At 70.0% G+C, this 21,587-nt stretch carries 27 protein-coding genes; 9 read left to right on the top strand and 18 right to left on the bottom strand.

Annotated features, from left to right (window positions below; translation table 11 throughout):
• Window positions 1-83: 83 nt before the first annotated feature.
• Window positions 84-890, bottom strand: coding sequence for a hydroxyacylglutathione hydrolase (gene gloB, locus U4Z31_RS31430; protein WP_321801425.1), 807 nt, complete (start codon window positions 888-890; stop codon window positions 84-86).
• 18 nt (window positions 891-908) lie between these two features.
• Here gloB and U4Z31_RS31425 point away from each other — a divergent pair, with 18 nt between their 5' ends.
• From U4Z31_RS31425 to dnaQ, 3 genes are read left to right on the top strand one after another with little or no spacing between them, the layout of a single operon-like run.
• On the top strand, window positions 909-1,721 hold the full coding sequence (locus tag U4Z31_RS31425) for a class I SAM-dependent methyltransferase (RefSeq protein ID WP_044844904.1): 813 nt from the start codon (window positions 909-911) through the stop codon (window positions 1,719-1,721).
• A complete protein-coding gene (rnhA, locus tag U4Z31_RS31420) occupies window positions 1,718-2,161 on the top strand; it encodes a ribonuclease HI (protein ID WP_044844905.1) in 444 nt (147 codons plus the stop codon). Before U4Z31_RS31425 ends, rnhA begins: the two co-directional genes overlap by 4 nt.
• A 50-nt stretch (window positions 2,162-2,211) precedes the next feature.
• Window positions 2,212-2,946: a DNA polymerase III subunit epsilon gene (gene dnaQ, locus U4Z31_RS31415; protein ID WP_044844906.1), complete on the top strand. Its 735-nt coding sequence runs from the start codon at window positions 2,212-2,214 to the stop codon at window positions 2,944-2,946.
• A 40-nt stretch (window positions 2,947-2,986) separates the two neighbouring features.
• Here dnaQ and U4Z31_RS31410 read toward each other — a convergent pair whose 3' ends face one another.
• A complete protein-coding gene (locus U4Z31_RS31410; protein ID WP_044844907.1) occupies window positions 2,987-3,319 on the bottom strand; it encodes a YnfA family protein in 333 nt (110 codons plus the stop codon).
• Between the two features lie 540 nt (window positions 3,320-3,859).
• Between U4Z31_RS31410 and proP the strand changes: the two genes are divergently transcribed.
• On the top strand, window positions 3,860-5,344 hold the full coding sequence (gene proP, locus U4Z31_RS31405; protein WP_321812385.1) for a glycine betaine/L-proline transporter ProP: 1,485 nt from the start codon (window positions 3,860-3,862) through the stop codon (window positions 5,342-5,344).
• A 117-nt stretch (window positions 5,345-5,461) separates the two neighbouring features.
• Here proP and U4Z31_RS31400 read toward each other — a convergent pair whose 3' ends face one another.
• Window positions 5,462-5,659 carry a hypothetical protein gene (locus tag U4Z31_RS31400; protein WP_044844954.1) on the bottom strand — a complete coding sequence of 66 codons (198 nt, stop codon included), beginning with the start codon at window positions 5,657-5,659 and terminating at the stop codon, window positions 5,462-5,464.
• Window positions 5,660-6,002: 343 nt separating this feature from the next.
• Window positions 6,003-6,632, bottom strand: a complete 630-nt coding sequence (locus U4Z31_RS31395) for a glutathione S-transferase family protein (protein WP_044844909.1) — start codon at window positions 6,630-6,632, stop codon at window positions 6,003-6,005.
• 182 nt (window positions 6,633-6,814) lie between these two features.
• Here U4Z31_RS31395 and phaZ point away from each other — a divergent pair, with 182 nt between their 5' ends.
• On the top strand, window positions 6,815-8,038 hold the full coding sequence (gene phaZ, locus U4Z31_RS31390) for a polyhydroxyalkanoate depolymerase (RefSeq protein ID WP_321812384.1): 1,224 nt from the start codon (window positions 6,815-6,817) through the stop codon (window positions 8,036-8,038).
• Here phaZ and U4Z31_RS31385 read toward each other — a convergent pair.
• The 11 genes from U4Z31_RS31385 to madL all read right to left on the bottom strand — a co-directional run bounded on the left by U4Z31_RS31385 (window position 8,025) and on the right by madL (window position 17,010).
• Entirely contained in the window at window positions 8,025-8,693 is a 669-nt protein-coding gene (locus U4Z31_RS31385; protein ID WP_321812383.1) for a phosphoribosyltransferase, read from the bottom strand. The two genes, phaZ and U4Z31_RS31385, sit on opposite strands and share 14 nt — an antisense overlap.
• Window positions 8,694-8,867: 174 nt before the next feature.
• Window positions 8,868-9,389 (bottom strand): phospholipase D-like domain-containing protein, encoded by a 522-nt coding sequence (locus U4Z31_RS31380; protein ID WP_321812382.1) that lies wholly within the window; start codon window positions 9,387-9,389, stop codon window positions 8,868-8,870.
• A gap of 161 nt (window positions 9,390-9,550) precedes the next feature.
• Entirely contained in the window at window positions 9,551-10,483 is a 933-nt protein-coding gene (gene mdcH / locus U4Z31_RS31375; protein ID WP_321812381.1) for a malonate decarboxylase subunit epsilon, read from the bottom strand.
• The gene (gene mdcB / locus U4Z31_RS31370; protein ID WP_321812380.1) at window positions 10,480-11,391 is read right to left on the bottom strand and encodes a triphosphoribosyl-dephospho-CoA synthase MdcB; all 912 of its coding nucleotides are present in this window, start codon (window positions 11,389-11,391) and stop codon (window positions 10,480-10,482) included. Before mdcB ends, mdcH begins: the two co-directional genes overlap by 4 nt.
• Entirely contained in the window at window positions 11,388-12,056 is a 669-nt protein-coding gene (gene mdcG, locus U4Z31_RS31365) for a malonate decarboxylase holo-[acyl-carrier-protein] synthase (protein ID WP_321812379.1), read from the bottom strand. Before mdcG ends, mdcB begins: the two co-directional genes overlap by 4 nt.
• Window positions 12,043-12,750 carry a biotin-independent malonate decarboxylase subunit gamma gene (gene mdcE, locus U4Z31_RS31360; RefSeq protein WP_321812378.1) on the bottom strand — a complete coding sequence of 236 codons (708 nt, stop codon included), beginning with the start codon at window positions 12,748-12,750 and terminating at the stop codon, window positions 12,043-12,045. The genes mdcG and mdcE overlap by 14 nt, the downstream gene beginning before the upstream one ends.
• A complete protein-coding gene (locus tag U4Z31_RS31355) occupies window positions 12,737-13,672 on the bottom strand; it encodes a biotin-independent malonate decarboxylase subunit beta (RefSeq protein ID WP_321812377.1) in 936 nt (311 codons plus the stop codon). The genes mdcE and U4Z31_RS31355 overlap by 14 nt, the downstream gene beginning before the upstream one ends.
• On the bottom strand, window positions 13,669-13,983 hold the full coding sequence (gene mdcC / locus U4Z31_RS31350; RefSeq protein WP_044844916.1) for a malonate decarboxylase acyl carrier protein: 315 nt from the start codon (window positions 13,981-13,983) through the stop codon (window positions 13,669-13,671). Before mdcC ends, U4Z31_RS31355 begins: the two co-directional genes overlap by 4 nt.
• Before the next feature lie 10 nt (window positions 13,984-13,993).
• On the bottom strand, window positions 13,994-15,667 hold the full coding sequence (gene mdcA / locus U4Z31_RS31345) for a malonate decarboxylase subunit alpha (protein WP_124892397.1): 1,674 nt from the start codon (window positions 15,665-15,667) through the stop codon (window positions 13,994-13,996).
• 168 nt (window positions 15,668-15,835) lie between these two features.
• Window positions 15,836-16,603 carry a malonate transporter subunit MadM gene (gene madM / locus U4Z31_RS31340; RefSeq protein ID WP_044844918.1) on the bottom strand — a complete coding sequence of 256 codons (768 nt, stop codon included), beginning with the start codon at window positions 16,601-16,603 and terminating at the stop codon, window positions 15,836-15,838.
• Window positions 16,604-16,614: 11 nt separating this feature from the next.
• Window positions 16,615-17,010, bottom strand: coding sequence for a malonate transporter subunit MadL (gene madL, locus U4Z31_RS31335; RefSeq protein ID WP_044844919.1), 396 nt, complete (start codon window positions 17,008-17,010; stop codon window positions 16,615-16,617).
• A gap of 333 nt (window positions 17,011-17,343) precedes the next feature.
• Here madL and U4Z31_RS31330 point away from each other — a divergent pair, with 333 nt between their 5' ends.
• Both U4Z31_RS31330 and U4Z31_RS31325 read left to right on the top strand, forming a co-directional pair.
• Window positions 17,344-18,192 carry a LysR substrate-binding domain-containing protein gene (locus tag U4Z31_RS31330; protein WP_039322076.1) on the top strand — a complete coding sequence of 283 codons (849 nt, stop codon included), beginning with the start codon at window positions 17,344-17,346 and terminating at the stop codon, window positions 18,190-18,192.
• Between the two features lie 171 nt (window positions 18,193-18,363).
• Complete coding sequence (locus U4Z31_RS31325; protein WP_044844920.1) at window positions 18,364-18,642, top strand: DUF4148 domain-containing protein; 279 nt, start codon at window positions 18,364-18,366, stop codon at window positions 18,640-18,642.
• 39 nt (window positions 18,643-18,681) lie between these two features.
• Here the strand turns inward: U4Z31_RS31325 and U4Z31_RS31320 are convergent, their stop codons facing one another.
• Window positions 18,682-19,599: a 3-hydroxyacyl-CoA dehydrogenase NAD-binding domain-containing protein gene (locus U4Z31_RS31320; RefSeq protein ID WP_321812376.1), complete on the bottom strand. Its 918-nt coding sequence runs from the start codon at window positions 19,597-19,599 to the stop codon at window positions 18,682-18,684.
• Window positions 19,600-19,844: 245 nt separating this feature from the next.
• Here U4Z31_RS31320 and U4Z31_RS31315 point away from each other — a divergent pair, with 245 nt between their 5' ends.
• Entirely contained in the window at window positions 19,845-20,285 is a 441-nt protein-coding gene (locus U4Z31_RS31315) for an Hsp20/alpha crystallin family protein (RefSeq protein ID WP_044844922.1), read from the top strand.
• 16 nt (window positions 20,286-20,301) lie between these two features.
• A complete protein-coding gene (locus tag U4Z31_RS31310) occupies window positions 20,302-20,712 on the top strand; it encodes an Hsp20/alpha crystallin family protein (RefSeq protein ID WP_321812375.1) in 411 nt (136 codons plus the stop codon).
• Window positions 20,713-20,826: 114 nt separating this feature from the next.
• Here U4Z31_RS31310 and U4Z31_RS31305 read toward each other — a convergent pair whose 3' ends face one another.
• Window positions 20,827-21,129: a zf-TFIIB domain-containing protein gene (locus tag U4Z31_RS31305; protein ID WP_044844924.1), complete on the bottom strand. Its 303-nt coding sequence runs from the start codon at window positions 21,127-21,129 to the stop codon at window positions 20,827-20,829.
• Between the two features lie 61 nt (window positions 21,130-21,190).
• On the bottom strand, window positions 21,191-21,587 hold a 397-nt coding region (locus U4Z31_RS31300), incomplete at its 5' end, for a TerC family protein (protein ID WP_321812374.1).

Genomic DNA, 21,587 nt, shown 5'->3' with positions numbered 1-21,587 from the left:
AAAACACCGAAAACTCAGCGAAATCCTACATTTGCAGCAATTTTTACAGACGCTACCTGAGGTTTGGAGTCCTCCCGAAATCGTCATCGGAACCGGTTTTTCCACTCGCGCATCAGCGTGAATGCCGCCAGTCGATCCGGCACCGTTTCGTGCAGCTCGGCCTCGAGCGTCGCATGGATGGCCGCGCTGTCCGACCGCATGAACGGGTTGACGGCACGTTCGTGCGCGATCGTCGTGGGCAGCGTCGGCACGCCGCGCGCGCGCAGCGCCTGCGCATCGTCGCGCCAGGCGGCGAGCGCCGCATTGCCCGGTTCGCACGCGAGCGCGAAGCGGATGTTCGACAGCGTGTATTCGTGTGCGCAATGCACGCGCGTGTCGCCGGGCAGCGCCGCGAGCGCGTCGAGCGACGCGAGCATCTGCGCGGGCGTGCCTTCGAACAGCCGGCCGCAACCGCATGAGAACAGTGTATCTCCGCAGAACACGTGAGGCGTGGCCGCGCCCTGCCCGGCCGCCTGGAAATAGGCGATGTGGCCGCGCGTATGACCCGGCACGTCGAGCACGTCGAACGCAAGCGCCGGTGCGTCGAGCGTCACGCGATCGCCGCCCGCGAGCGGGCGCGTGACCACGTCGATCGATTCTTCCGCCGGGCCATAAACGACCAGCGGCACATCGTCCGGTTGGCCATCGCGCAGCGCCGCGACACCGCCGACGTGGTCGGCGTGATGGTGCGTGAGTAAAATAGCGGTCAAGCGCCAGCCGCGTTCGGCAAGAACACGGCGTACCGGCGCGGCTTCACCCGGATCGACGGCGATCGCATCGCGGCCGTCCGAGACGAGCCAGATATAGTTGTCTTCGAATGCCGGCACCGGCACATATTCCAGCTCGTTCATGGGCACGCAATCATCGTTATGTCCGATCGTCAAATTATAGACTGGCCCGCCTGGACCGACTCGCCACCCGGCCGCTACGTGCTGGACTGGGAGCAGGCGCAGCTCGACCGGATCGTGTCCGACGTCTTCGGGTTTCACGCGCTGCAACTCGGCCTGCCGCAGCTCGACGCGCTGCGCGAGAACCGCATGCCGTATCGCGGCCTCGTGCTCGACCCGGCGAGCGGCGCGAGCGCGCCCTACCAGTATCCGTGGGCGCGCGAGGCGCATGCGCCCGAGCATGCGCCGGCCGATCGCAGCACGACCTGGTGCGACCTGCTCGACCTGCCGTTCGAGTCGCAGAGCGTCGACCTGATCGTGATGCCGCATACGCTCGAATTCACGTCCGACCCGCACCGCCTGCTGCGCGAGGCCGAACGCGTGCTGATGCCGGAAGGCCAGCTCGTGATCACCGGCTTCAATTCGCTGAGCCTGTGGGGCATGCGGCAGTCGTTCGGGCGCATGGCCAACCGCCCGTTCGTGCCGGCCGCACGCGACCAGATCGCGTTCATCCGGCTCAAGGACTGGATCAAGCTGCTCGGCTTCGATCTCGAGCGCGGCCGCTTCGGCTGCTACCGGCCGCCGCTCGTCACCGACAAATGGCTTGCCCGCTACGGCTTCATGGAAGCCGCCGGCGACCGCTGGTGGCCGATCTTCGGCGCCGTCTACATGGTCACCGCCGTCAAGCGCGTGCGCGGCATGCGTCTCGTCGGCCCGATCAAGATGAAGAAGCCCGTGCTCGCGCCGGGCCTGACGCCGGCGGCCACCCCGACCACCCATCAAGAACACTCATGACCACCGACACCATCGACATCTATACCGACGGCGCCTGCAAGGGCAACCCCGGCCCCGGCGGCTGGGGCGCACTGCTGCGCTACGGCGACCGCGAAAAGGAGCTGTTCGGCGGCGAGCCGAACACGACCAACAACCGCATGGAGCTGATGGGCGTGATCGCCGCGCTCGAGGCGCTGAAGCGGCCGTGCCGCGTGATCGTCCATACCGACTCGCAGTACGTGCAGAAAGGCATCAGCGAGTGGATCCACGGCTGGAAGAAGAAGGGCTGGGTCACCGCGGCGAAAACCCCGGTGAAGAACGCCGACCTGTGGAAGCGGCTCGACGCGCTCGTCGCGCAGCACGAGGTCGAGTGGCGCTGGGTGAAGGGCCATGCGGGCCATCCCGAAAACGAACGCGCGGACGCGCTCGCGAACCGCGGCGTCGCATCGCTCGCGGCCTGAATCGCAGCCTGAACGCAGGCCGCCCTACCGTCTTTCCCGATTTATCCGACATGCGCCAGATCATTCTCGATACCGAAACCACCGGCCTGAACCCCCGCACGGGCGACCGCCTGATCGAAATCGGCTGCGTCGAGCTGCTGAACCGGCGGCTCACCGGCAACAACCTGCACATCTACGTGAACCCCGAGCGCGACAGCGATCCGGGCGCGCTGGCCGTGCACGGCCTCACGACCGAATTCCTGAGCGACAAGCCGAAGTTCGCGGAAGTCGTCGACCAGATCCGCGACTTCGTGAAGGACGCCGAGCTGATCATCCACAACGCGCCGTTCGACCTCGGGTTCCTCGACGCCGAATTCGCGCGGCTCGACCTGCCGCCGTTCACCGAGCATTGCGGCGGCGTGATTGACACGCTGGTGCAGGCCAAGCAGATGTTCCCCGGCAAGCGCAATTCGCTCGACGCACTGTGCGACCGGTTCGGCATCAGCAACGCGCACCGCACGCTGCACGGCGCACTGCTCGACTCGGAGCTGCTCGCCGAGGTCTATCTCGCGATGACGCGCGGCCAGGACAGCCTCGTGATCGACATGCTCGACGACGCAGGCGCCGATGGCGGCGCGGCGAACGGCCAGCGCGTGGCGCTTGCGTCGCTCGACCTGCCGGTACTCGCGGCGAGCGACGACGAACTGGCCGCGCACCAGACCCAGCTCGACGAACTCGACAAGTCGGTCAAGGGCGCCTGCGTATGGCGCAAGTCCGCCGACGCGGACGCCGCCGAAGCCGCCTGACGCGGCGTCTCACGAGCCGAAGCCGTGCCTGCAGCCGCGCTCAAGCGCGCGGCTGCAGTGCGATGACGGCCATCCCGCCGAGCGCGAGCATCGCGCCCGCCACATCCCAGCGGGTCAGCGCGATGCCGTCGACCGCCCGCAGCCAGATCAGCGCCACCGCGATATACACGCCGCCGTACGCCGCGTACGTGCGCCCTGCCGCGCTCGGGTGCAGCGTCAGCAGCCACGCGAACAACGCGAGCGACAGCGCGGCAGGCACCAGCAGCCAGACGGGCCTTCCGCCTTTCAGCACGAGCCACGGCAGGTAGCAGCCGACGATCTCGGCCAGTGCAGTGACGGCGAACAACGCCGCAATCCTGATCAGTTCGGTCATCCGGTTCCCCGCAGATTCGGCCCCCATCCGGCGGGCCGCGCGACCCCGCCGCGCGCCGCCGATCATACCGGAGCCGACCCCGCCGGAACCGCCGCCAGACGGGGGATTCCCGGCAATTTGCACGATCGTCTGCCATCGTGCTATCATGTCGCCTGTTTCAACATTCAATCTCTGTCTATTCGATTTCGCAAGAAGTCCGTCCGCGCATTGCGGGCCGGTGCTTCGACCGAAATTGCATCCACAGGAAAGCCCGCCCGACAGGCCCGCTTTTCTCGTTTCGTTGCCCCTCCGGGGCGCTTGCCGGAACGCCGGACTCCGTCCGCGCCGGCATCTGCCGCTCGCATCACGCGGCCCATTCTTCATGAGCGCACCGTCGCGACGGCCCATCGGGCCCGCGTCGAAGCAGTCCCTTACGGCCCTTTACCGCCTCATGTGCAGTAAGCGCTTAAATGGCCTGCCCCGACGCGCAGCACACGACATCGCGCTCGCCGGCAAACCGTGTCGGACGGCCCGCCCGTTCCGGCGCAGTCAAAGGAGTGCATGACCTTGACCGCAACACACGTCAGCCCGACCGCTGCTTCTTCCTCCACGTCGTCCGGCGAGGCTCCGCTCGCCGCGGACGACATTACCGTCGTCGACCAGAGCCTGCTCAAGCGCGCCGTCAGCGCGATGGCCATCGGCAATGCGATGGAATGGTTCGACTTCGGCGTCTACAGCTATATCGCCGTCACGCTCGGCAAGGTGTTCTTCCCGTCCAGCAGCCCGTCCGCGCAGCTGCTCGCGACCTTCGGCACGTTCGCGGCCGCGTTCCTCGTGCGCCCGCTCGGCGGCATGGTGTTCGGCCCGCTCGGCGATCGCATCGGCCGCCAGCGCGTGCTCGCCGCCACCATGATCATGATGGCCGTCGGCACCTTCGCGATCGGCCTGATCCCCAGCTACGCGTCGATCGGCATCATGGCGCCCGTGCTGCTGCTCGTCGCCCGCCTCGTGCAGGGCTTCTCGACCGGCGGCGAATACGGCGGCGCCGCCACCTTCATCGCCGAGTTCTCGACCGACAAGCGCCGCGGCTTCATGGGCAGCTTCCTCGAGTTCGGCACGCTGATCGGCTATGTGATGGGCGCCGGCGTCGTCGCGCTGCTCACCGCGTCGCTGTCGCAGGAAGCGCTGCTGTCGTGGGGTTGGCGCGTGCCGTTCCTGATCGCGGGCCCGCTCGGCCTGATCGGCCTGTACATCCGGATGAAGCTCGAGGAAACGCCGGCGTTCAAGCGCCAGGCCGAGGAGCGGGAAGCGCAGGACAAGGCCGTGCCGAAGGCGCGCTTCCGCGAGACGCTGATGCGCAACTGGCGCGCGCTGCTGCTCTGCGTCGGCCTCGTGCTGATCTTCAACGTGACCGACTACATGGTGCTGTCGTACCTGCCGAGCTTCATGTCGTCGACGCTGCACTTCGACGAGTCGCACAGCCTCGTGCTGGTGCTGATCGTGATGGTGCTGATGATGCCGCTGACGCTCGCCGCCGGCCGCCTGTCGGACAAGGTCGGCCGCAAGCCCGTGATGCTGGCCGGCTGCGTCGGCCTGCTCGCGCTGTCGATCCCGTCGATGATGCTGATTCATGCGGGCACCACTGCGTCGGTGTTCAGCGGCCTGCTGATCCTCGGCGTGCTGCTGTCGTGCTTCACCGGTGTGATGCCGTCGGCGCTGCCGGCGCTGTTCCCGACCGAGATCCGCTACGGCGCGCTCGCGATCGGCTTCAACGTGTCGGTGTCGCTGTTCGGCGGCACGACGCCGCTCGTCACCGCGTGGCTCGTCGACGTGACCCACAACCTGATGATGCCCGCGTACTACATGATGGGCGCGGCCGTGATCGGCATCGTGTCGGTCGTCGCACTCGCCGAAACCGCACGCCAGCCGCTCAAGGGCTCGCCGCCGGCCGTCGCGTCGCGCCGCGAGGCACACCAGCTGGCGCGCCAGCTGCGCGAGGAAGACGACGCGGAAATCTACGGCGTCGTGTCGACCGCACGCGCCTGAGCGTCGCCCGCTCGCCCATGAAAAAGCCCCGGCCGAAGCCGGGGCCCGATCGAACCCGATCCGCCCGACCGGCTTGCGCCGGCCGGGCGTTTTTTCATCCGTAGACGTGACGCGGGTTCATGCGTGCGCTTCGCAGTGGCGGCAGAAGATCAGCGCACGCGAACGCGACACGGCTGCCTGCGCGCCCCGCGCGGCGACGATCAGGCCGACCTGGCCGAGATTGAAGTCGCGCTCGACCATCAGTTGCGTCAGCGCGGCAAGCGGCAACACGACGGACGGGTGGTACAAACTCGATTCGATCAGCGCTCTCATCATCGGCTCCATCAGGCAATGCGTATTCGATGGAGTGGATTCTAGGGACGGCCCGCATCCGGATAAACGGCGCGAATGCGAAGTCACTTGTCAGCGGCGGAGAACAATCGGCTCGTCCTTGCCGGACGGGGCCGAGCGGGCGGCGCGCGGTCGCGCGGGCGCATAAAGTGCAGCGGCGCGACGTGGTTTTCCGCACGTCGCGCCGAACAATAACGCGCGGCCGGACGCGCCGCGCACTGCGGTTGGGTCGATACGCGCCGAATGCCGGCCCGGTTCCGACGCGGCGGGGCCGGACGCGCCGCCGTCGCCCGCTGTCGTTCCCGTGCCGCCGCGATCGACGCCGGATTCAGGCGAGCGGCGTCTCGACAAACGCCGGCAGCGCTTCCGCACGCGCCGAATGCGCGGCCAGCGCCGGATACCGGGCCGGATCGATCCGCGCGAGCGCCGGATAATCGGCGGCCATGAATTGCGTGAAGCGCCAGGCGACCGCGACGGTCACGTCCGACTGCAGCAGCCGCGCGCCGCCGAACCAGCCGTTCGCGGCCGCGACGAGCGGCTCGAGTTCGCCGTACGCGGCCTCGAGCTGGCTCAGCACGCGCTCGAGCCAGGGCGCGTGCTGCTTGTCGGTCGGCCGCAAAGCGTGCTCGTACACCACCTGCACCGTCTTCTCGGCCGCCGCCAGCGCGAGGCCGACCGGCACCAGCGTGCGCAGCCGCGCGTCGGCGGCGTCGGGCAACAGGCGCCGCTCCGGCGCGACGCGATGGTCGAGGTAGTCGACGATCAGCGACGAATCGAGCAGCGTCGCACCGTCGTCGGTCACGAGCGTCGGCGCCTTCACGACCGGGCTGAACGACCGGAACCGGTCGAACTGACGAAACACCGAGACCGACTCGTGTTCGAACGGCAGGTCGAGCAGCTTCGCCGATATGGCGACACGACGCACGAACGGGGAATCCAGCATGCCGATCAGCTTCATCGCAAACGCTCCGCTTGAGGGAATGGGACCGACGACTGTAGCAGCGCCGTGCGCCGGTGCCTAGCGCGATGCCGCCGAAACGCGCGGCGAAATCCGCGTCGTCCGGTCACGTTTCCGACACCCGCTGCGCGCCCGGAGTGACCATAATGCAGATTCACCCCCCTTCCGCCTCGAGGTTCGCCATGTGGTACGACGTCGTCGAGCAGCAGCGGGAATGGATGCGCGCCTGGCGCGAAGCGACGCGCCACGCGTTCGACGTATGGCCCGCCGCGACGCTGCCGCACGCCGTGTCGTCGTGCTACGACGACCTGTTCGAGCCGCTCCTCGGGCCGGCCGCCGGGCCGCCGCGCTTCGAGATCCGGCGGCCGGCCGTCGACGAGCGGATCGTCGCGCGCACGCCGTTCTGCCAGTTGCGGCGCTTCGCACGCGACGATGCGCGGCGCGCGGTGCTGCTGTGTGCGCCGCTCGCGGGGCACGCGGCCGTGATGATGCGGGAGACCGTCGAGGCGCTGCTCGCGGACGGCGACGTCTGCGTGACCGACTGGGTCAATGCGCGCGACGTCCCGCTCGCGGCGGGCCGCTTCGGGCTCGACGAGTACGTGGCGACGCTCGACGGCTTCGTCGACGCGCTCGCCCGCGACGACCGGCCGCTGCACGTCGTCGCCGTATGCCAGGCCACCGTTCCCGCACTCGGCGCACTCGCGCTGCGCGCCGCGCGCGGCCACGCACCGCCCGCGAGCGTCACGCTGATCGGCGGGCCGCTCGACGCACGCATCAACCCGACCACGCTCGGCACCACGGCCGCGTCCCGTTCGCTCACGTGGTGCCGCCGCCACCTGATCGACATCGTGCCGCCCCGCTTCCCCGGCCGTGGCCGGCACGTGTTCCCGACCTATCTTCAGCAGGGCGAGATCGCGCTGCTGTATCCGCAACGCTTCCTGACGCTGATCGAGGACTACGCGCGCGCCGCGTCGCACTTCGACCTGACGGCGCTGGCCGACGCGCGGCGCGCGCTGCGCGAATACACGGCGCTGCTCGACATGCCGGCCGAATACTTCCTGGATACCGTCGATATCGTGTTCCAGCGGATGTGCCTCGCGAACGGCACGTGGCAAGTCGGCGGCCAGCGCGTGGAGCCGGCCGCGCTGCGCGGCGTCGCGCTGCTGACGGTCGAAGGCGGTCGAGACGCCGTCACCGGCGCCGGCCAGACGCATGCGGCACTCGACATGTGCCGCGGCCTCAAAGCCGGCGAGCGCCAGCGTCTCGATATCGACGACTGCGATCACTACGGGCTGTTCACGGGCGCGCGCTGGCACGGCAACGTCCATCCGGCGCTGCAGCGCGTGTTCGCGCAGGCCGAAGCCGTTCGCCCGCGATCGCGCCGGCGCCGGGTCAGGCGGACGTGAGGTCGTCGTCCGGCCCGCGGGCCGCATCGAGGAGCGCGCGCACCTCGTCGTCGCCGGTCTGGTCGAAACGCGCGTAGAACTGGCTGATCCCGAAGAAGCGCAGCGGCTGCGACACCGTCACGAACGCATCGGCCAGATCGTCGAACGCATGCTGGGCGCCGGCCGGCGCGACGGGTGCGGCGGCCACGATGCGCGCGGGATGGCGCTTGCGCAGCGCCTGCAGTGCGACGCGCATCGACGCGCCGGTCGCGATGCCGTCGTCGACGACGATCGCGATGCGACCGTCGACCGGCAGCGGCGGCCGCGCGCCGCGATACAGCGTGTCGCGGCGCTGCAGTTCGGCGGTCTCGCGCACGATCACGTCGGCCAGTTGGGAATCGGACACGCCCATCGCGCGGATCGCCGCGTGCTGCAGGTGGATCGCCCCGCCGGTCGCGATCGCGCCGATCGCGAATTCGGGATCGGAGGGCATGCCGAGCTTGCGCACGACCAGCACGTCGAGCGGCGCGCGCAGCGCCTGCGCGATCGGGAATGCAACCGGTACGCCGCCGCGCGGCAGCGCGAGCACGACGACGTCGCGACGCCCCGCATAGTCGTGCAGCGCGAGCGCAAGCTGACGACCCGCGTCGGCGCGATCGGCAAAACACTCGGTCAAGATCGGCTCCCTGCCGTTGGGCCGGATGCGCGACTGCGCGCCGGCACCTGTTCAACGAGCATGGTTCATCGGACACGCCGATGCAAGCAGGGTCATACCGGCGTCCGCGGCAGGCCGATCGCGGCAAGGAAAAGGATGGGTGGCGTTCGCCCGGGGCGGGCTGCCGTCAAGCGCTCAGAGCCCGCCGGCCTGCCGATACAGCCGCCAGAACGACTGCGCGTACGACTGCGCGAGTTCCGGCGCGCGCTGGAACACGTTGACCGTTTCCGCGTGCGCGGCCGCGTCGTCGGACAGCGTCGTCAGCGCGACGCTGTCGTCGACGATCACGAAGCGCGGTGCGGGGTCGCCGTGCCGCGAATCGATCGCGACGTCGATGCCGGCCGATTTCAGATAGCCGGCGCCGCTGTACTTGCCCGCACGCGGCGAGCGCACCAGCACGACCCGCACGTCGATCCCGCGCGAACGCGCCGCGCGCAGCGCCGCCGCGACCGCTGGCGGCACGTACGCGTAGCCGGCCAGCAGCACGCGACGCTGCGCCTGACCGATCAGGTCGACGGTCGCGTCGGCCGCCGCATTGTCATACGAAAAGTACCTGCCGACCGCGGCGGCGTCGGACGGAATCGGGCTGGCGTGGGCGGTCGCCACGCAGCAAAGCGCGGCGACGAGGAAGGCGGCTGGTCTCATGGCGGGCGCCATTGTAGCGACGCCAATTCGCATGACAAGCGCCTGCTGCAGCGCTGCTGCGCCGGCGCAACACCCGGCGCGGAACGACCGGTCGGCAGGCGGATTTCGAACCGAATCTCGAACTGGATTCGAAGCGGTTCCGGCGCGTGATCCGGCCGCTCGCCCGCCGCCGGTCAGCCGGCCGCGACGCGCGCGAGCCAGCTCGCGATACCGTCGACGGAACGGAAATCCGCGACGCTGCGTGCCGGCAGCGCCGGATACGCGCTGCCCGCCATCTCGGCCAGTGCGCGGCCCGGGCCGAGTTCGAGAAACGCGGTCGCACCGGCCTCGACGCACGCGGCCAGGCAGGCCGCCCACTCGACCGGCTCCGCGATCTGGCGCGCGAGCTTGTCGAGCCCGGCGTCGACATCGAGCACCGACGCGCCGTCGATCCCCGAAAACAGTCGCGTGCCGGGCAGCGGCCGGCGCACGTTCACGGCGGCCAGCGATGCGCGAAACGCGGGCACCGCCGCCGCGAGCCGGTGCGTGTGCGACGCGATCCGCACGCACACGGGCGCGACGCGCAGCGCACCGTCGCGTGCGGCGGCGTCGGCCACCGCGGCGACGTCGGCCTGCCGCCCGGCCAGCACGAACGCATCGCCGGGATTGGCGATCGCGATCGCCGCATCGCGGCCGTCGCAGAGTTGCGCGAGCCGCGCACGCGTGAGCCCGCGCACGAATGCCATCCGTTCATCGCCGCCGCTCGCGGCATCCATGGCGCGCGCGCGCGCATCGGCCAGCGCCAGCGCGTCGTGCGGATCGATCATCCCCGCGACGCTCCACGATGCGACCTCGCCGACGCTGTACCCCGCGACGCAACGACGCCGCGGCCACATCGCCTCGAGCAACATCGTCGCCGCAAGCGCCTGCACCGTGCAGAGGATCTGCGCAGCGCGGTTCTCACGCAGCGCATCCGGTTCCGCGTGTCGTACCCAGTCGCGCGGATCGTCGCCGAGGAGCCGGCCGGCGTGCGCGAACAGCGCATCGGCTTGCGGCGCCGCGCCGGTCAGCTCGAACATGTCCGCACGCTGCGCACCTTGCCCCGAACAGAGGATCGCCAGCGTCATCGTCCCGCCTCGTTCGTCTCGCCCGTTTCGCCCGTCTCGTCCGTTTCATCCGTTTCATCCGTTTCGAGCGCATCGACGAACACGCTCATCGCCAGCAGGTCGGCCGCGCCGCCCGGGCTCAGCCGGCGCGCGACGAACGCGCGGTGCGCGGCGGCCGCGCGCAGTCGCCAGTCGCGGGCGCGGATGCCGCCGCGGGCAACGAATGCGCGTGCCGTGGCACGCGCGAAATCGAGGCCGGCCTGCCCGCCGCGGTGCAGCAGGTTCGTATCGTCGAGCGCGGCGATCAGCGCGAAGCAGGCGTCGACGCGCGCGGCCTCCGGATCGTCCGGCACGCAGCGCCGCGCGCGGCGCAGGGCCGGCAGCCCGACGTCGTACACGGTCGTGAACCCGTCGGCCGCCTCGCGACGCGCGCCGCCGACGCCGTAGCGGCGGCTCGCGCACTCGCCGTGACTGTCGGGCAGCCGCGGGCCGCCGAGGATCTCGGTGCCCCAGCGCCGCGCGACGAACGCGCCGAGCGTCAGCGTGCGTGCCGCGGTGCCCGGCACCGTGCGGCGGCCGGCGGCCGCGCACAGCAGCCCGAGCCCGAAGATCGCGCCGCGATGCGTGTTGACGCCGCCGGTCGCGGCAAGCATCGCGTGTTCCGCGCGCAGCCCGATCTTGCGCAGCACGGCCATGTCCGCGTCACGCGCGCCGGCTTCGGCGAGCTCCGCGAAGTACGGCCGCAGCACGGCCGCGCTGCGCACGAACATCGTGGCATCCATGTCCGCGTGACTGCCGGTGTCGACATGACTGACGAGGCCCGGCTTCGGATAGGTGTCGATTTCCAGCACGAGGCTGTGCTCGGCGAGTTCGGCGATGCGCTCGGCATCGGACGGCACCGGCGCGCGGCAGGCGGCCCACGCACTCATCGCGTGCCTCCGGTGAATGCGTCGGCAGGCATCAATTCGACGGCGATTGCAGTCTTGACCGCGACTTCGGGCAGCCGAGCATGCAGCTCGCGCCAGTTCACCCCCGCACCGTCGTCACGCAGCAGTTCGCCGTCGATGCGCATCGGCGCGTGTTCATCGAGTGTCGCCAGGCCGTCGAGCAGCGCGGCGAGCGATGCGGCGTCCGGCAGCGGAAACACGATGTCGAGATCGGACGACGCGCTCAGGTAGCGCTCTCCCGTCAGCGCCTGCCATGCGAGGCTGCCGAATACGCGGCCCTGCACGCCGCAGCGGGCGCCGAGCGCAGCCAGGTCGCGCAGCGTCGCGTGCCATGCGTCGGGCGCGACAGCGAGCACATCGGCGAGCGTGGGCAGCGGACCGAGCGACGCGAGCGCGTCGGCGGCGACGCTCAGTGCAACGCGCCGTTTGCCCGCCGAAGGCGGCAGCGGCAAGCCGAGCGGGATGCGCCCCGCATCGGCCTCGTCCGGCGACGCGCGGCGCACGATCAGCGGCCAGCCGTGCGCGGCCCACGCCTGCACGAGCGGATCGGCCGCCAGCGCCGGATCGCGCGCGCAGGCCGCGCCCCACCCGGCCGCCGTCAGCGTGACGAGCGTGTGGCGGCGCAGCGGCGTATCAGCGTGCGGCACGCGCGAGTGCCTCGACACGCCGCGCGACGTCGGCCGCGACCGGCCGGCCGCGCGCCGCACGCACGTCGTTGCGATCGGCCGGCTTGCCGAGCCATTCGGCGACCTGCGCGTCGAGCGCGCGGGCCGGGTCGAGCACGGCGTCGACGGCGCCCATCTTCACGAGATTGTCGAGTCCCGGCGCGAACACCGGCGTCGAGCGCGCCATCTCCTTCAGCACGTCGATCGGCAGCTTCGTCACGCGCGACATCGACGGCAGGTCCATCACTTCCGGCTCCGCGCCCGGCAACGCGAGCAGCGTGCGCGTCGCGAGCGCGGTCGCGATGAACGCGCCCGCGGCCGTATGGCCGTACAGCAGGCCGATCGTCCGGTGCCCGGCGAGCTCCGCGTGCATCAGGCATTTCGCGAGATGCGACAAGCCTTCGTTCAGGCCGAGCAGTTCGTCGCGCTTGCTCATCCGCTGGCTGTCGCTGTCGACGAGCACGAGAATCGGCGTGTCGCCGCCGCGCCCGATCGTGTCGAGCACGTGCGACGCGACCGTCACGGCTTCGTCGATGCCGAACGGCAGCCGGTCGGCGACGCCGATCACGTCGACGCGCGTGCCGGTCAGATCAGCGTGCCCCGCCAGCAAGCCGCCGGTCCGCGTGATCGCGTGGCCGTTCGGGAACAGCGAGGTCAATACTTCATCGAGCGTCATGCTGCGCCTCCTGCAGTTGATCGGCGAGCTTCGCGAATTCATCGTCGGGCATGCCGGGAATCGCTTCCGGCTCGCTCGCGCCGAGCGCACGCCACACGTCGAGCGCGTCCTTGCATGCGCCGAACCGTTCGACGCGCGCTTCGAGACGCGCCTGCTCCGCGCGCAGCATCGCCGCGTCGAAGTTCGGCGCACGGCCGATCAGGTCGAGCGCGGCCGCGCGAAACGCGTCGGGCGTATCGGCCACGTAGCGGTCCGCGCCGCCGATCAATCGACGATGCTTGCCGCCCATCGTGCGCCAGATCAGCGCGCGGTCCTTCGCATCGAATTCCTCGACGCCGCGATTGGTCTCGATCACCTCGGGCCCCGACACGCTGATGCGCCCCTGCTCCGACACCGCGAGCGCCGAACAGCACGCGGCGAGCAGGCCGCCGCCGCCGTAGCAGCCCGCGCGCCCGCCGATCAGCCCGATCACCGGCACGCCGGCCGCGCGCGCGTCGACGAGCGCACGCATGATCTCGGCGATCGCCAGTTCGCCCGCATTCGCTTCCTGCAGCCGCACGCCGCCCGTATCGAACAGGATCAGCACCGGCGTGCCGAGGTCGCGCGCCGCACGCAGCAGCCCCGTGAGCTTCGCGCCGTGCACTTCGCCGAACGCGCCGCCCATGAAGCGGCCCTCCTGCGCGGCGACCAACACCGGCGTGCCGTCGAGCCGGCCGCGGCCGACCACCATGCCGTCGTCGAACTGCTGCGGCAGGTCGAACAGCGGCAAGTGCGGGCTCGTCACACGATCGCCCGGTCCGAGAAATTCGGTGAAGCTGCCCGCGTCGAGCAGCCCGTCGACGCGCTGGCGCGCCGACGCTTCGTACCAGCTCGCGCGGTTCGCGACGAATGCGGGTGCGTCTTGGATCGCGTCGGTCATCATGCGCCTCCCTCGATCGCTCGCACGGCCTGCGCGAGCCGCAGCGACACCATGTCGGGCCGCGCGCCGCCGTCGTTGATCGACAGCTTCAGGCCGCCCGGTGCGCGCCGTTCGACGAAGTCCGACACGACGGCCTGCCACACCGCGCCGAAACCGACCGCCGCGGTGCGGATGTCGATCTCGCATTCGTTGCCCGGCAGCACGCGCTCGACGAGCACCTCGAGATTGCCGGACGCGACCACGCCGACGAGCGCCGTGGCCAGTTCGCCCTGCGCGCGTTCGCGCGCGGTGAAGCGATAGTTCAACTGTTCCATGCCCTCTTCCTCACCAGTTGCGGAACCGGGCCGGCGGCGCATACAGGCCGCCCGACCAGTGCACGAGATCCTTGATCGAGCGCGCGGCAAGCCAGCGGCGGTCGGCGTCGAGCGGATCGATGCCGAGATCCTCTGGGCGGCGGATCACGCCGCGCTCGCGCAGCCGCTCGACCAGCCTGCGATCGCGGCCGCGGCCGACTTCCGTATAGCCGGCCACGCCGCGGATCGCATGCTCGCGTTCGTCCTTGTCGCGGCACATCAGCAGGTTCGCGATCCCTTCCTCGGTGACGATGTGCGTGACGTCGTCGCCGTAGACCATGATCGGCGCGAGGTCGAGCTGCAGCTTGTCGGCGAGCTTCAGCGCGTCGAGCTTCTCGACGAACATCGGCACGTTCTTGTCGCCGAACGTCTCGCCGATCTGCACGACCAGCTTGCGGCCGCGCCTGAGCGCCGCCGGCGTGTCGGGGTCGGCCTCCGCACCGGCCTTCAGCCACGGCTCGCTCGGGTGACGCCGGCCGCGTGCGTCGCTGCCCATGTTCGGCGCGCCGCCGAAGCCGGCGATCCGCTCGGCCGTGACCGTCGACGAATGGCCGGACAGGTCGATCTGCAGCGTCGAGCCGATGAACATGTCGCATGCGTAGAGGCCGGCGGTCTGGCAGAACGCGCGGTTCGAGCGCAGCGACCCGTCGGGGCCCGTGAACCACACGTCGGAGCGCGCGCGGATGTAGTCGTCCATCCCGACTTCGGAGCCGAAGCAGTGAACCTGCTCGACCCAGCCCGATTCGATCGCGGGAATCAGCGTCGGGTGCGGATTGAGCGCCCAGTGCGTGCAGACCTTGCCCTTAAGCCCGAGCTTCGCGCCGTAGGTCGGCAGCAGCAGCTCGATCGCGGCCGTGTTGAAGCCGATCCCGTGGTTCAGGCGCTTGATGCCGTACGGTTCGTAGATGCCCTTGATCGCGAGCATCGCGGTGAGGATCTGGGTCTCGGTGATCGCGGCCGGGTCGCGCGTGAACAGCGGCTCGACGTAGAACGGCCGGCCGGCCTCGACGACGAAATGCACGCGGTCGCCCGGAATGTCGACGCGCGGCACCTTGTCGACGATGCGGTCGACCTGCGCGATCACGATGCCGTCCTTGAACGCGGTGGCCTCGACGACGGTCGGTGTGTCTTCCGTGTTCGGGCCGGTGTACAGGTTGCCGTCGGCATCGGCGCTGACCGCGGCGATCAGCGCGACCTGCGGCGTGAGGTCGATGAAGTAGCGGGCGAACAGTTCAAGATAGGTGTGCACCGCGCCGAGCGCGATCTTGCCGCCGAACAGCAGCTTCGCGATGCGCTGCGACTGCGGGCCCGAATACGCGAAGTCGAGACGCTTCGCGATGCCGCGCTCGAACACGTCGAGATGCTCGGGCAGCACGACGCCCGACTGCACCATGTGCAGGTCGTGGATCTTCGCGCTGTCGACGTCGGCGAGCGCGGTGGCGAGCAGGTCGGCCTGCTTCTGGTTGTCGCCTTCGAGGCAAACGCGGTCGCCGGGCCGCAGCACCGCTTCGAGCAACGCGACGGTGTCGCGCGCATCGACCCGCTTGCCGCGCGCCCCGGAGGAAGTGGCCTTGGGCCACGCGAAGGCCGCACCGGCCGCGAGCCGTGCATCGCGCGCCTGCCGCGCGTGATTCCATCCCGTCATGAACAGTTCTCCCGCTTCGATGGTTCAGCGGCATTCTAAGCCTGGCGCCGCCGCCGATTGATGATGTTGACGAATGCGACTCAGAGGACGCCGCGATGGATGCGGCCCCGCCGCGGCCCGCACGCGCCGGCGCTTGCGCACCGATCGCCCGGATCGCACGCGTGGCGGCTATGCGCCGACCAGCGCGCGTGTCGTGAAGAACAGCACCGACGGCCCGAGCAGGCAGCCGACGCCGGTATGGAACGTCGCGACCAGCGCGCCGTACGGCACGAGCCGGCGATCCGTCGCCGCGAGGCCCGCGCTCACGCCGCTCACGGTGCCGGCGAGGCCGCCGAAGATCATCGCGGAGCGCGGCGTCTTCAGGCCCATGAAGTTCGCCGCGACCGGCGTGCCGATCATCACGATGATCGCCTTCACGAGGCCTGTCGCGATGCTGAGCGCGATCACGTCGGAGCTCGCGCCGATCGCGGCGCCCGTCACGGGCCCGACGATGTAGGTGACGGCGCCCGCGCCGATGGTCGTCATGCTGACCGCATCGGTATAACCGAACGCGCGCGCGATGCACGCGCCGACGATGAACGGCAGCACGGTGCCGAGCAGCAGCGACACGACGCCGACGAGGCCGGCCTTGCGCGCCTCGGTCGGCTGCACTTCGAACGCGGTCGCGACGATCGCGAAATCGCGCAGCATCGCGCCGCCCATCAGGCCGACGCCGGCGAACAGCTTGACGTCGGCCAGCCCCTTCTCGCCGCCGGTGAACGCGCCGCCGACGTACGCAAGCACGAGGCCGATCACGATCGCGATCGCGGAGCCGTGCACGCGGCCGAAGGTGAGCTTGCGCGACGCGAGCGACGACAGCCACATGATCAGGCCGACCAGCGCGAACGACGCGACGAGCCCGTTGTGGGCGACGGTTTTTTCGAGCATCTGCAGCATCGCGGCCTCCGTTACTGTTCTTCGAATTGCGGCACGCCCGCGAAGGCCGTGTCGTCGCGCCCGGTGCGCACGAGTACCGCGATGCAGCATGCGCAGATCGCGACCGCGCCGATGGCGGCGAGCAGCGCGACGGGGCCGCCCTTCAGCGCGGCGACGACGTTCTGGTTCGCGGCCATCGCGACGACGACCGGGATGTACATCGCGCCCCAGAAACCGACGCCGGCCTCGGTCTCCTTCGGCAGCCAGCCGCGCCGGTGCAGCCACAGGCGCAGGCAGATCAGCAGCAGCATCGCGATGCCGACGCCGCCGACGTTGGTCTTCACGCCGATCGCTGCGCCCAGCAGGTCGCCGAGGAACAGTCCGGCCAGATGGCAGAACGCCAGCAGCGCGGTTCCGTAGATGATCATGAGTCGTCTCCAGTCTCTTCGTGACGGGTGCCTGACGCGTGCGGGAGTCGGGCCCGCATGCCGGTTCCGGGCGCGGACTGGGTGTCTCCTGCGGCGGGGCGCCGCGGCCCGGCGGCTCGTCGTGCGAGCGCGTTCTCAGGCGGTCGATGGGATGATGCGGTTTCGGGCCGGACGCCGGATGGCTTAGACTGACCGATGGAGCCGGCGGCGCGACACGGGCTACGCGTCCGGTGCGCCCCGTTTGCATGGGCCGCACCAGCGCGTGATCCGATACTAGCGCCGCACCATCCGGCCATTTATGAAGTTGTCGAAACCGATTCAGTGGATTTAGCAATGCGTCCATTACCGCCCGAGTTGCTGCGCAGCTTCGTCGCCGTCGCCCAGTCCGGCAGTTTCACCGCCGCGTCCGAACGCGTGAGCCTGTCGCAGTCGACCGTCAGCCAGCACATCCGCCGCCTCGAGGAACTGCTCGACCGGCCGCTGTTCGAGCGCGACACGCGCAACGTGCACCTGTCGCAGCACGGCGACGCGCTGTTCCGCTACGCGGTGCGCATCCTCGAGCTGATGGACGAGGCCGTCACGTCGGTGTGCGGCCCGCCGCTGTCGGGCAAGGTGCGGCTCGCGATGTCGGAGGATTTCGCGTCCGCGCACCTGACGGCCGCGCTCGCGAGCTTCGTGCAGCGCAATCCGGAAGTCGAGCTCGCGATCTCGACCGGGCTGTCGGGCGACCTGTTCGATGCGCTCGACGAAGGCCGTCACGACTTGGTGTTCGCGAAACGCGTCGCGGGCAGCCGGCGCGGCCGCGTGATCCGCAGCGAACCGCTGTACTGGTGCACCGGCCCCGATTCGCGGATCACCGGCCACGAGGCCGTGCTGCCGCTCGCGATGCATCCGGAGCCGAGCGTATCGCGCCGCCGCGTGCTCGAGTCGCTCGAGGCGGTCGGCCGCCCTTACCGGATCGCCGTCGTGAGCAGCAGCATCGCGGTGCTGCGCGCGGCCGCGAGCGCGGGGCTCGGCGTCAGCGCGTTCGCCGGCTACGTGATTCCGGCCGGGCTCGCGCGGCTCGACGCGGGGCTCCCCGAACTCGGCGAACTCGAATACGTGATCGACCGGCCGGCGGCCGCGTCGCGCTCGACGCTCGCGCTCGAAGCGACGCTGATCGCGGCAGCGGCCGAGCTGTAACGCTGGCTGCCGCCTTCACGCCAACGCCGCCGCGGTGTTCGCGCGCAACTGACCATCTTGCCCGGAACGCGTCAGCGTCCGCGCAGTCCCCGCTCGCGACAATGGGCCGCATCGGAACGCACGGCAGTGTGCCGCGCGTCCGCTGTCCCGTCCCCTTGATCGGAGCACACCATGAACGTCGTGCGAATCGCCGTCGCGGCCGCCGCAGCCGCGCTGCTGTCCCCCGCCTTTGCGCAAACCGATGCCGCCGCCCCCGCGCAGGGCCTCACGCGCGCGGAAGTCGTCGCCCAGCTGAAGCAGGCCTACCTCGACGGCGAACTGCCGACCAACGACGGTAACTATCCGCCGGATGCCGCGACGCGCGCGCGCAATCGCGAACTGGTGCAGGCCGCGCAGCCCGCATGGCTCGCGCAGACGCCGCGGGCACCGCAAACGGCCGCGCAGCAATAGCCTTTCACCGCGCGACCGGAACGCTCCGCGGCCACGCGCTCAGGGCAGGAAGCTGCGGCGCCGCGCGTCGACCAGCTCGACGAGCAGCCGGTCGCGCTCGGCCGCCAGTTCCTGCATCGAACACTCGCCCTGGATCGCGCGCAGTTCGTCGTTCAGCTTGCGATCGACGGCCGGGTCGAACGACGGCGTGCCGAGATCGTCCCACCACGTCGTGATCGGCCCCGACAGGTGTTCGAGGAAGTGTGCGATCCCGCCCGCGCCGCCGCCGAGGTGATAGGTCAGGCACTGCCCCATCAAGCCCCAGCGCAGGCCCGGCCCCCACGCGACCGCCTTGTCCGCATCGGCGACGCTCACCACGCCTTCGCCGACGAGGTGATACACCTCGCGAAACAGCGCGGCCGCGAGCCGGTTCGCGACGTGGCCGGTCATCTCCTTGTTGAGCACGATCGTCTGCTTGCCGAGTGCGTCGTAGAACGCCTTCACGCGCGCGATCACGCTCGGGTCGGTCGCACTGCCGCCGACCAGCTCGACGAGCGGAATCAGGTGCGGCGGGTTGAACGGATGCGCGATCAGGCAGCGTTCGGGATGCTTGTCGCACGCGGTCTGGATCTCGGACATCTTCAGGCCCGACGAGCTCGACGCGATCGGCACGCGCGCGGGCAGCACGTCGTCCATCTGCCGGTACAGCGCGCGCTTCAGGTCGAGCCGCTCGGGGCCGTTTTCCTGCACGAAATCGACGCCGTCGAGCGCGCGCACGAGATCGGCGTCGAACGACAGCCGCGCGGAAAGTTCGGCGGCCCGCTCGCCGAGGAAGGCCGCGAGCGCGTCGCGCAGCCGCGCGTCGGCCTGCGGTGCGGGATCGGTCGCGACGACGTCGAAGCCCTTCGACAGATAGAAAGCCGCCCAGCTCGCGCCGATCACGCCGGCCCCGACGATCGCGATGCGTTGAATCTCCATGTCCGTTCCGTCTCCGTGGTCTGTGGATAGCGCGACGATTGTCGCATCGATCCCCGTCACGACGCGTTGATGCCGATTGCACTTTCCCTCTTGAAAACCACCGCGGCGGCCTCTAATTACCCGTTGCCAGGCAGTGCCCGTCACGCGCACTGCCCCCGTTTCGACTCAGCGGAAAACCGTGCGTCGCACTCGCCATCGGCGTCGCGCCATCGTGTCTTTCGCGTCTCATGTTCCGGAGGATCCTCATGAGCGGTATTCATTTCGGTCACGACCTGTTCGACGAATTCGCCCGCGTGCAGCGGCAGATGGCGAGCCTGTTCGGCGAGCCTCCGACCGGCATCCGCGCGGTGCGGCCGAGCGCGTTCCCCGCGCTGAACGTCGGCGCGACCGACGACGCGATCGAGATCGTCGCGTTCGCTCCCGGCATGGCCGCGGCCGACTTCGACGTCTCGATCGACAAGGACCTGCTGACGATCAGCGGCGAGCGCAAACCCGCACCGCACGACGCCGGCGACGACGTGCGCACCTACGCGCAGGAGCGCTTTCACGGCGCGTTCCGCCGCGTGGTCGAGCTGCCGCAGAACGCGGACGCCGACAACGTCAGCGCCCGTTATGAAAACGGCTGCCTGCTGATTCGCGTCGGCCGGCGCGAGGCCTCGAAGCCGCGCGCGATCACCGTTCAGTAACCTTCAGGAGAACGACATGAATACCAGCCAGACCCTGACCGAACGCCAGATCGGTGCCGCGCAGGCAGCCGCCGCCGAAGCCGCGCGCCGGCCCGCGATCACGCCGGCCGTCGATATCGTCGAAGACAGGCAGCGCGTCACGCTGCGTGCCGACCTGCCCGGCGTGCCGCGCGAAAATCTCGACGTGAAGGTGCACGACAACACGCTGACGATCGAAGCCGACACACGCATCGACACGCCGGCCGACTTGCGCGTGCGTCACGCCGAAGTCCGCGCGCCGCGCTACGTGCGCACGTTCGTGCTGAGCCCCGATCTGGACACGTCGCGGATCGATGCGAGCCTGCGCGACGGCGTGCTCACGCTGACGATTCCGCGCCGCGAGGAAATGCGCCCGCGCCGCATCGACGTGACGGCCGGCAACGCGTAACGTCGGCGCGTGTTCGTCACGCGACGCGCATGACGAATGACGAAGCCCCGCCGGGCATGACGCGCGGCGGGGCTTTTTTTCGATGTGCCGAGCAGGACACGCTCGGCGCCGCGGTCAATCGAAATCGAACAGGTCGAACACCGACTTCTTGCGACGCCGGCCGTCGTGCCGGTAACGGTCGTCGTGCGCGCGGCCGTCGCGCCCCCAGCCGTCGTCACGCCCGCGCGGCGCCTGCGCATCGTGCCGCACCGGCACCTCGTCGCGGCGCGCCGGCCCGTCGCCGGTTTCGCGCGCGATCAGCTTGTCGAGTTCGCCGCGATCGAGCCACACGCCGCGGCACGTCGGACAGTAGTCGATCTCGATCGATTGCCGCTCGGCCATCAGCAGGTCGGGCGTCTTGCAGACCGGACATTTCATCGCGTTTCTCCTTTCGTCGGACATTCCGAATCGCGGGCGGGCCACGGCCCGCCCGCTTGGCTCAATGACCTTCGCGCCGCGCCACACGCTTCGCCTTCGCACGCCGCGCCAGCATGTTCATGCCCTCGACGAACGCCGAGAACGCCATGGCCGCGTAGATATAGCCCTTCGGCACGTGCGAGCCGAAGCCTTCCGCGATCAGCGTCATGCCGATCACGACGAGGAACGACAGCGCGAGCATCACGATGGTCGGGTTGCGGTCGATGAAACGTGCGAGCGGCTGGGCGGCGAACAGCATCACGGACACCGCGACGATCACCGCGACGAACATGATCGGGACGTGCTCGGTCATGCCGATCGCGGTCACGATGCTGTCGATCGAGAACACGATGTCGAGCATCACGATCTGGCCGATCGCGGCCCACATCGTCAGGCCGGCCGCGCCGCCGGACGCGCCC

It is taken from the genome of Burkholderia sp. BCC1985 (genome assembly GCF_905339915.1).
GTDB lineage: Bacteria > Pseudomonadota > Gammaproteobacteria > Burkholderiales > Burkholderiaceae > Burkholderia.
Note: the sequence above shows the minus strand (reverse complement) of the source record. Positions and strands in the feature narration are given on the sequence as shown.

Excerpts from the sequence above, each read along its gene's own strand:
- gloB (WP_321801425.1), bottom strand. The coding sequence starts at position 890 with ATGAACGAGCTGGAATATGTGCCGGTGCCGGCATTCGAAGACAACTAT.
- U4Z31_RS31425 (WP_044844904.1), top strand. The coding sequence starts at position 909 with ATGTCCGATCGTCAAATTATAGACTGGCCCGCCTGGACCGACTCGCCA.
- rnhA (WP_044844905.1), top strand. The coding sequence starts at position 1,718 with ATGACCACCGACACCATCGACATCTATACCGACGGCGCCTGCAAGGGC.
- dnaQ (WP_044844906.1), top strand. The coding sequence starts at position 2,212 with ATGCGCCAGATCATTCTCGATACCGAAACCACCGGCCTGAACCCCCGC.
- U4Z31_RS31410 (WP_044844907.1), bottom strand. The coding sequence starts at position 3,319 with ATGACCGAACTGATCAGGATTGCGGCGTTGTTCGCCGTCACTGCACTG.
- proP (WP_321812385.1), top strand. The coding sequence starts at position 3,860 with ATGACCTTGACCGCAACACACGTCAGCCCGACCGCTGCTTCTTCCTCC.
- U4Z31_RS31400 (WP_044844954.1), bottom strand. The coding sequence starts at position 5,659 with ATGATGAGAGCGCTGATCGAATCGAGTTTGTACCACCCGTCCGTCGTG.
- U4Z31_RS31395 (WP_044844909.1), bottom strand. The coding sequence starts at position 6,632 with ATGAAGCTGATCGGCATGCTGGATTCCCCGTTCGTGCGTCGTGTCGCC.
- phaZ (WP_321812384.1), top strand. The coding sequence starts at position 6,815 with ATGTGGTACGACGTCGTCGAGCAGCAGCGGGAATGGATGCGCGCCTGG.
- U4Z31_RS31380 (WP_321812382.1), bottom strand. The coding sequence starts at position 9,389 with ATGGCGCCCGCCATGAGACCAGCCGCCTTCCTCGTCGCCGCGCTTTGC.
- mdcH (WP_321812381.1), bottom strand. The coding sequence starts at position 10,483 with ATGACGCTGGCGATCCTCTGTTCGGGGCAAGGTGCGCAGCGTGCGGAC.
- mdcB (WP_321812380.1), bottom strand. The coding sequence starts at position 11,391 with ATGAGTGCGTGGGCCGCCTGCCGCGCGCCGGTGCCGTCCGATGCCGAG.
- mdcE (WP_321812378.1), bottom strand. The coding sequence starts at position 12,750 with ATGACGCTCGATGAAGTATTGACCTCGCTGTTCCCGAACGGCCACGCG.
- U4Z31_RS31355 (WP_321812377.1), bottom strand. The coding sequence starts at position 13,672 with ATGATGACCGACGCGATCCAAGACGCACCCGCATTCGTCGCGAACCGC.
- mdcC (WP_044844916.1), bottom strand. The coding sequence starts at position 13,983 with ATGGAACAGTTGAACTATCGCTTCACCGCGCGCGAACGCGCGCAGGGC.
- mdcA (WP_124892397.1), bottom strand. The coding sequence starts at position 15,667 with ATGACGGGATGGAATCACGCGCGGCAGGCGCGCGATGCACGGCTCGCG.
- madM (WP_044844918.1), bottom strand. The coding sequence starts at position 16,603 with ATGCTGCAGATGCTCGAAAAAACCGTCGCCCACAACGGGCTCGTCGCG.
- madL (WP_044844919.1), bottom strand. The coding sequence starts at position 17,010 with ATGATCATCTACGGAACCGCGCTGCTGGCGTTCTGCCATCTGGCCGGA.
- U4Z31_RS31330 (WP_039322076.1), top strand. The coding sequence starts at position 17,344 with ATGCGTCCATTACCGCCCGAGTTGCTGCGCAGCTTCGTCGCCGTCGCC.
- U4Z31_RS31325 (WP_044844920.1), top strand. The coding sequence starts at position 18,364 with ATGAACGTCGTGCGAATCGCCGTCGCGGCCGCCGCAGCCGCGCTGCTG.
- U4Z31_RS31320 (WP_321812376.1), bottom strand. The coding sequence starts at position 19,599 with ATGGAGATTCAACGCATCGCGATCGTCGGGGCCGGCGTGATCGGCGCG.
- U4Z31_RS31315 (WP_044844922.1), top strand. The coding sequence starts at position 19,845 with ATGAGCGGTATTCATTTCGGTCACGACCTGTTCGACGAATTCGCCCGC.
- U4Z31_RS31310 (WP_321812375.1), top strand. The coding sequence starts at position 20,302 with ATGAATACCAGCCAGACCCTGACCGAACGCCAGATCGGTGCCGCGCAG.
- U4Z31_RS31305 (WP_044844924.1), bottom strand. The coding sequence starts at position 21,129 with ATGAAATGTCCGGTCTGCAAGACGCCCGACCTGCTGATGGCCGAGCGG.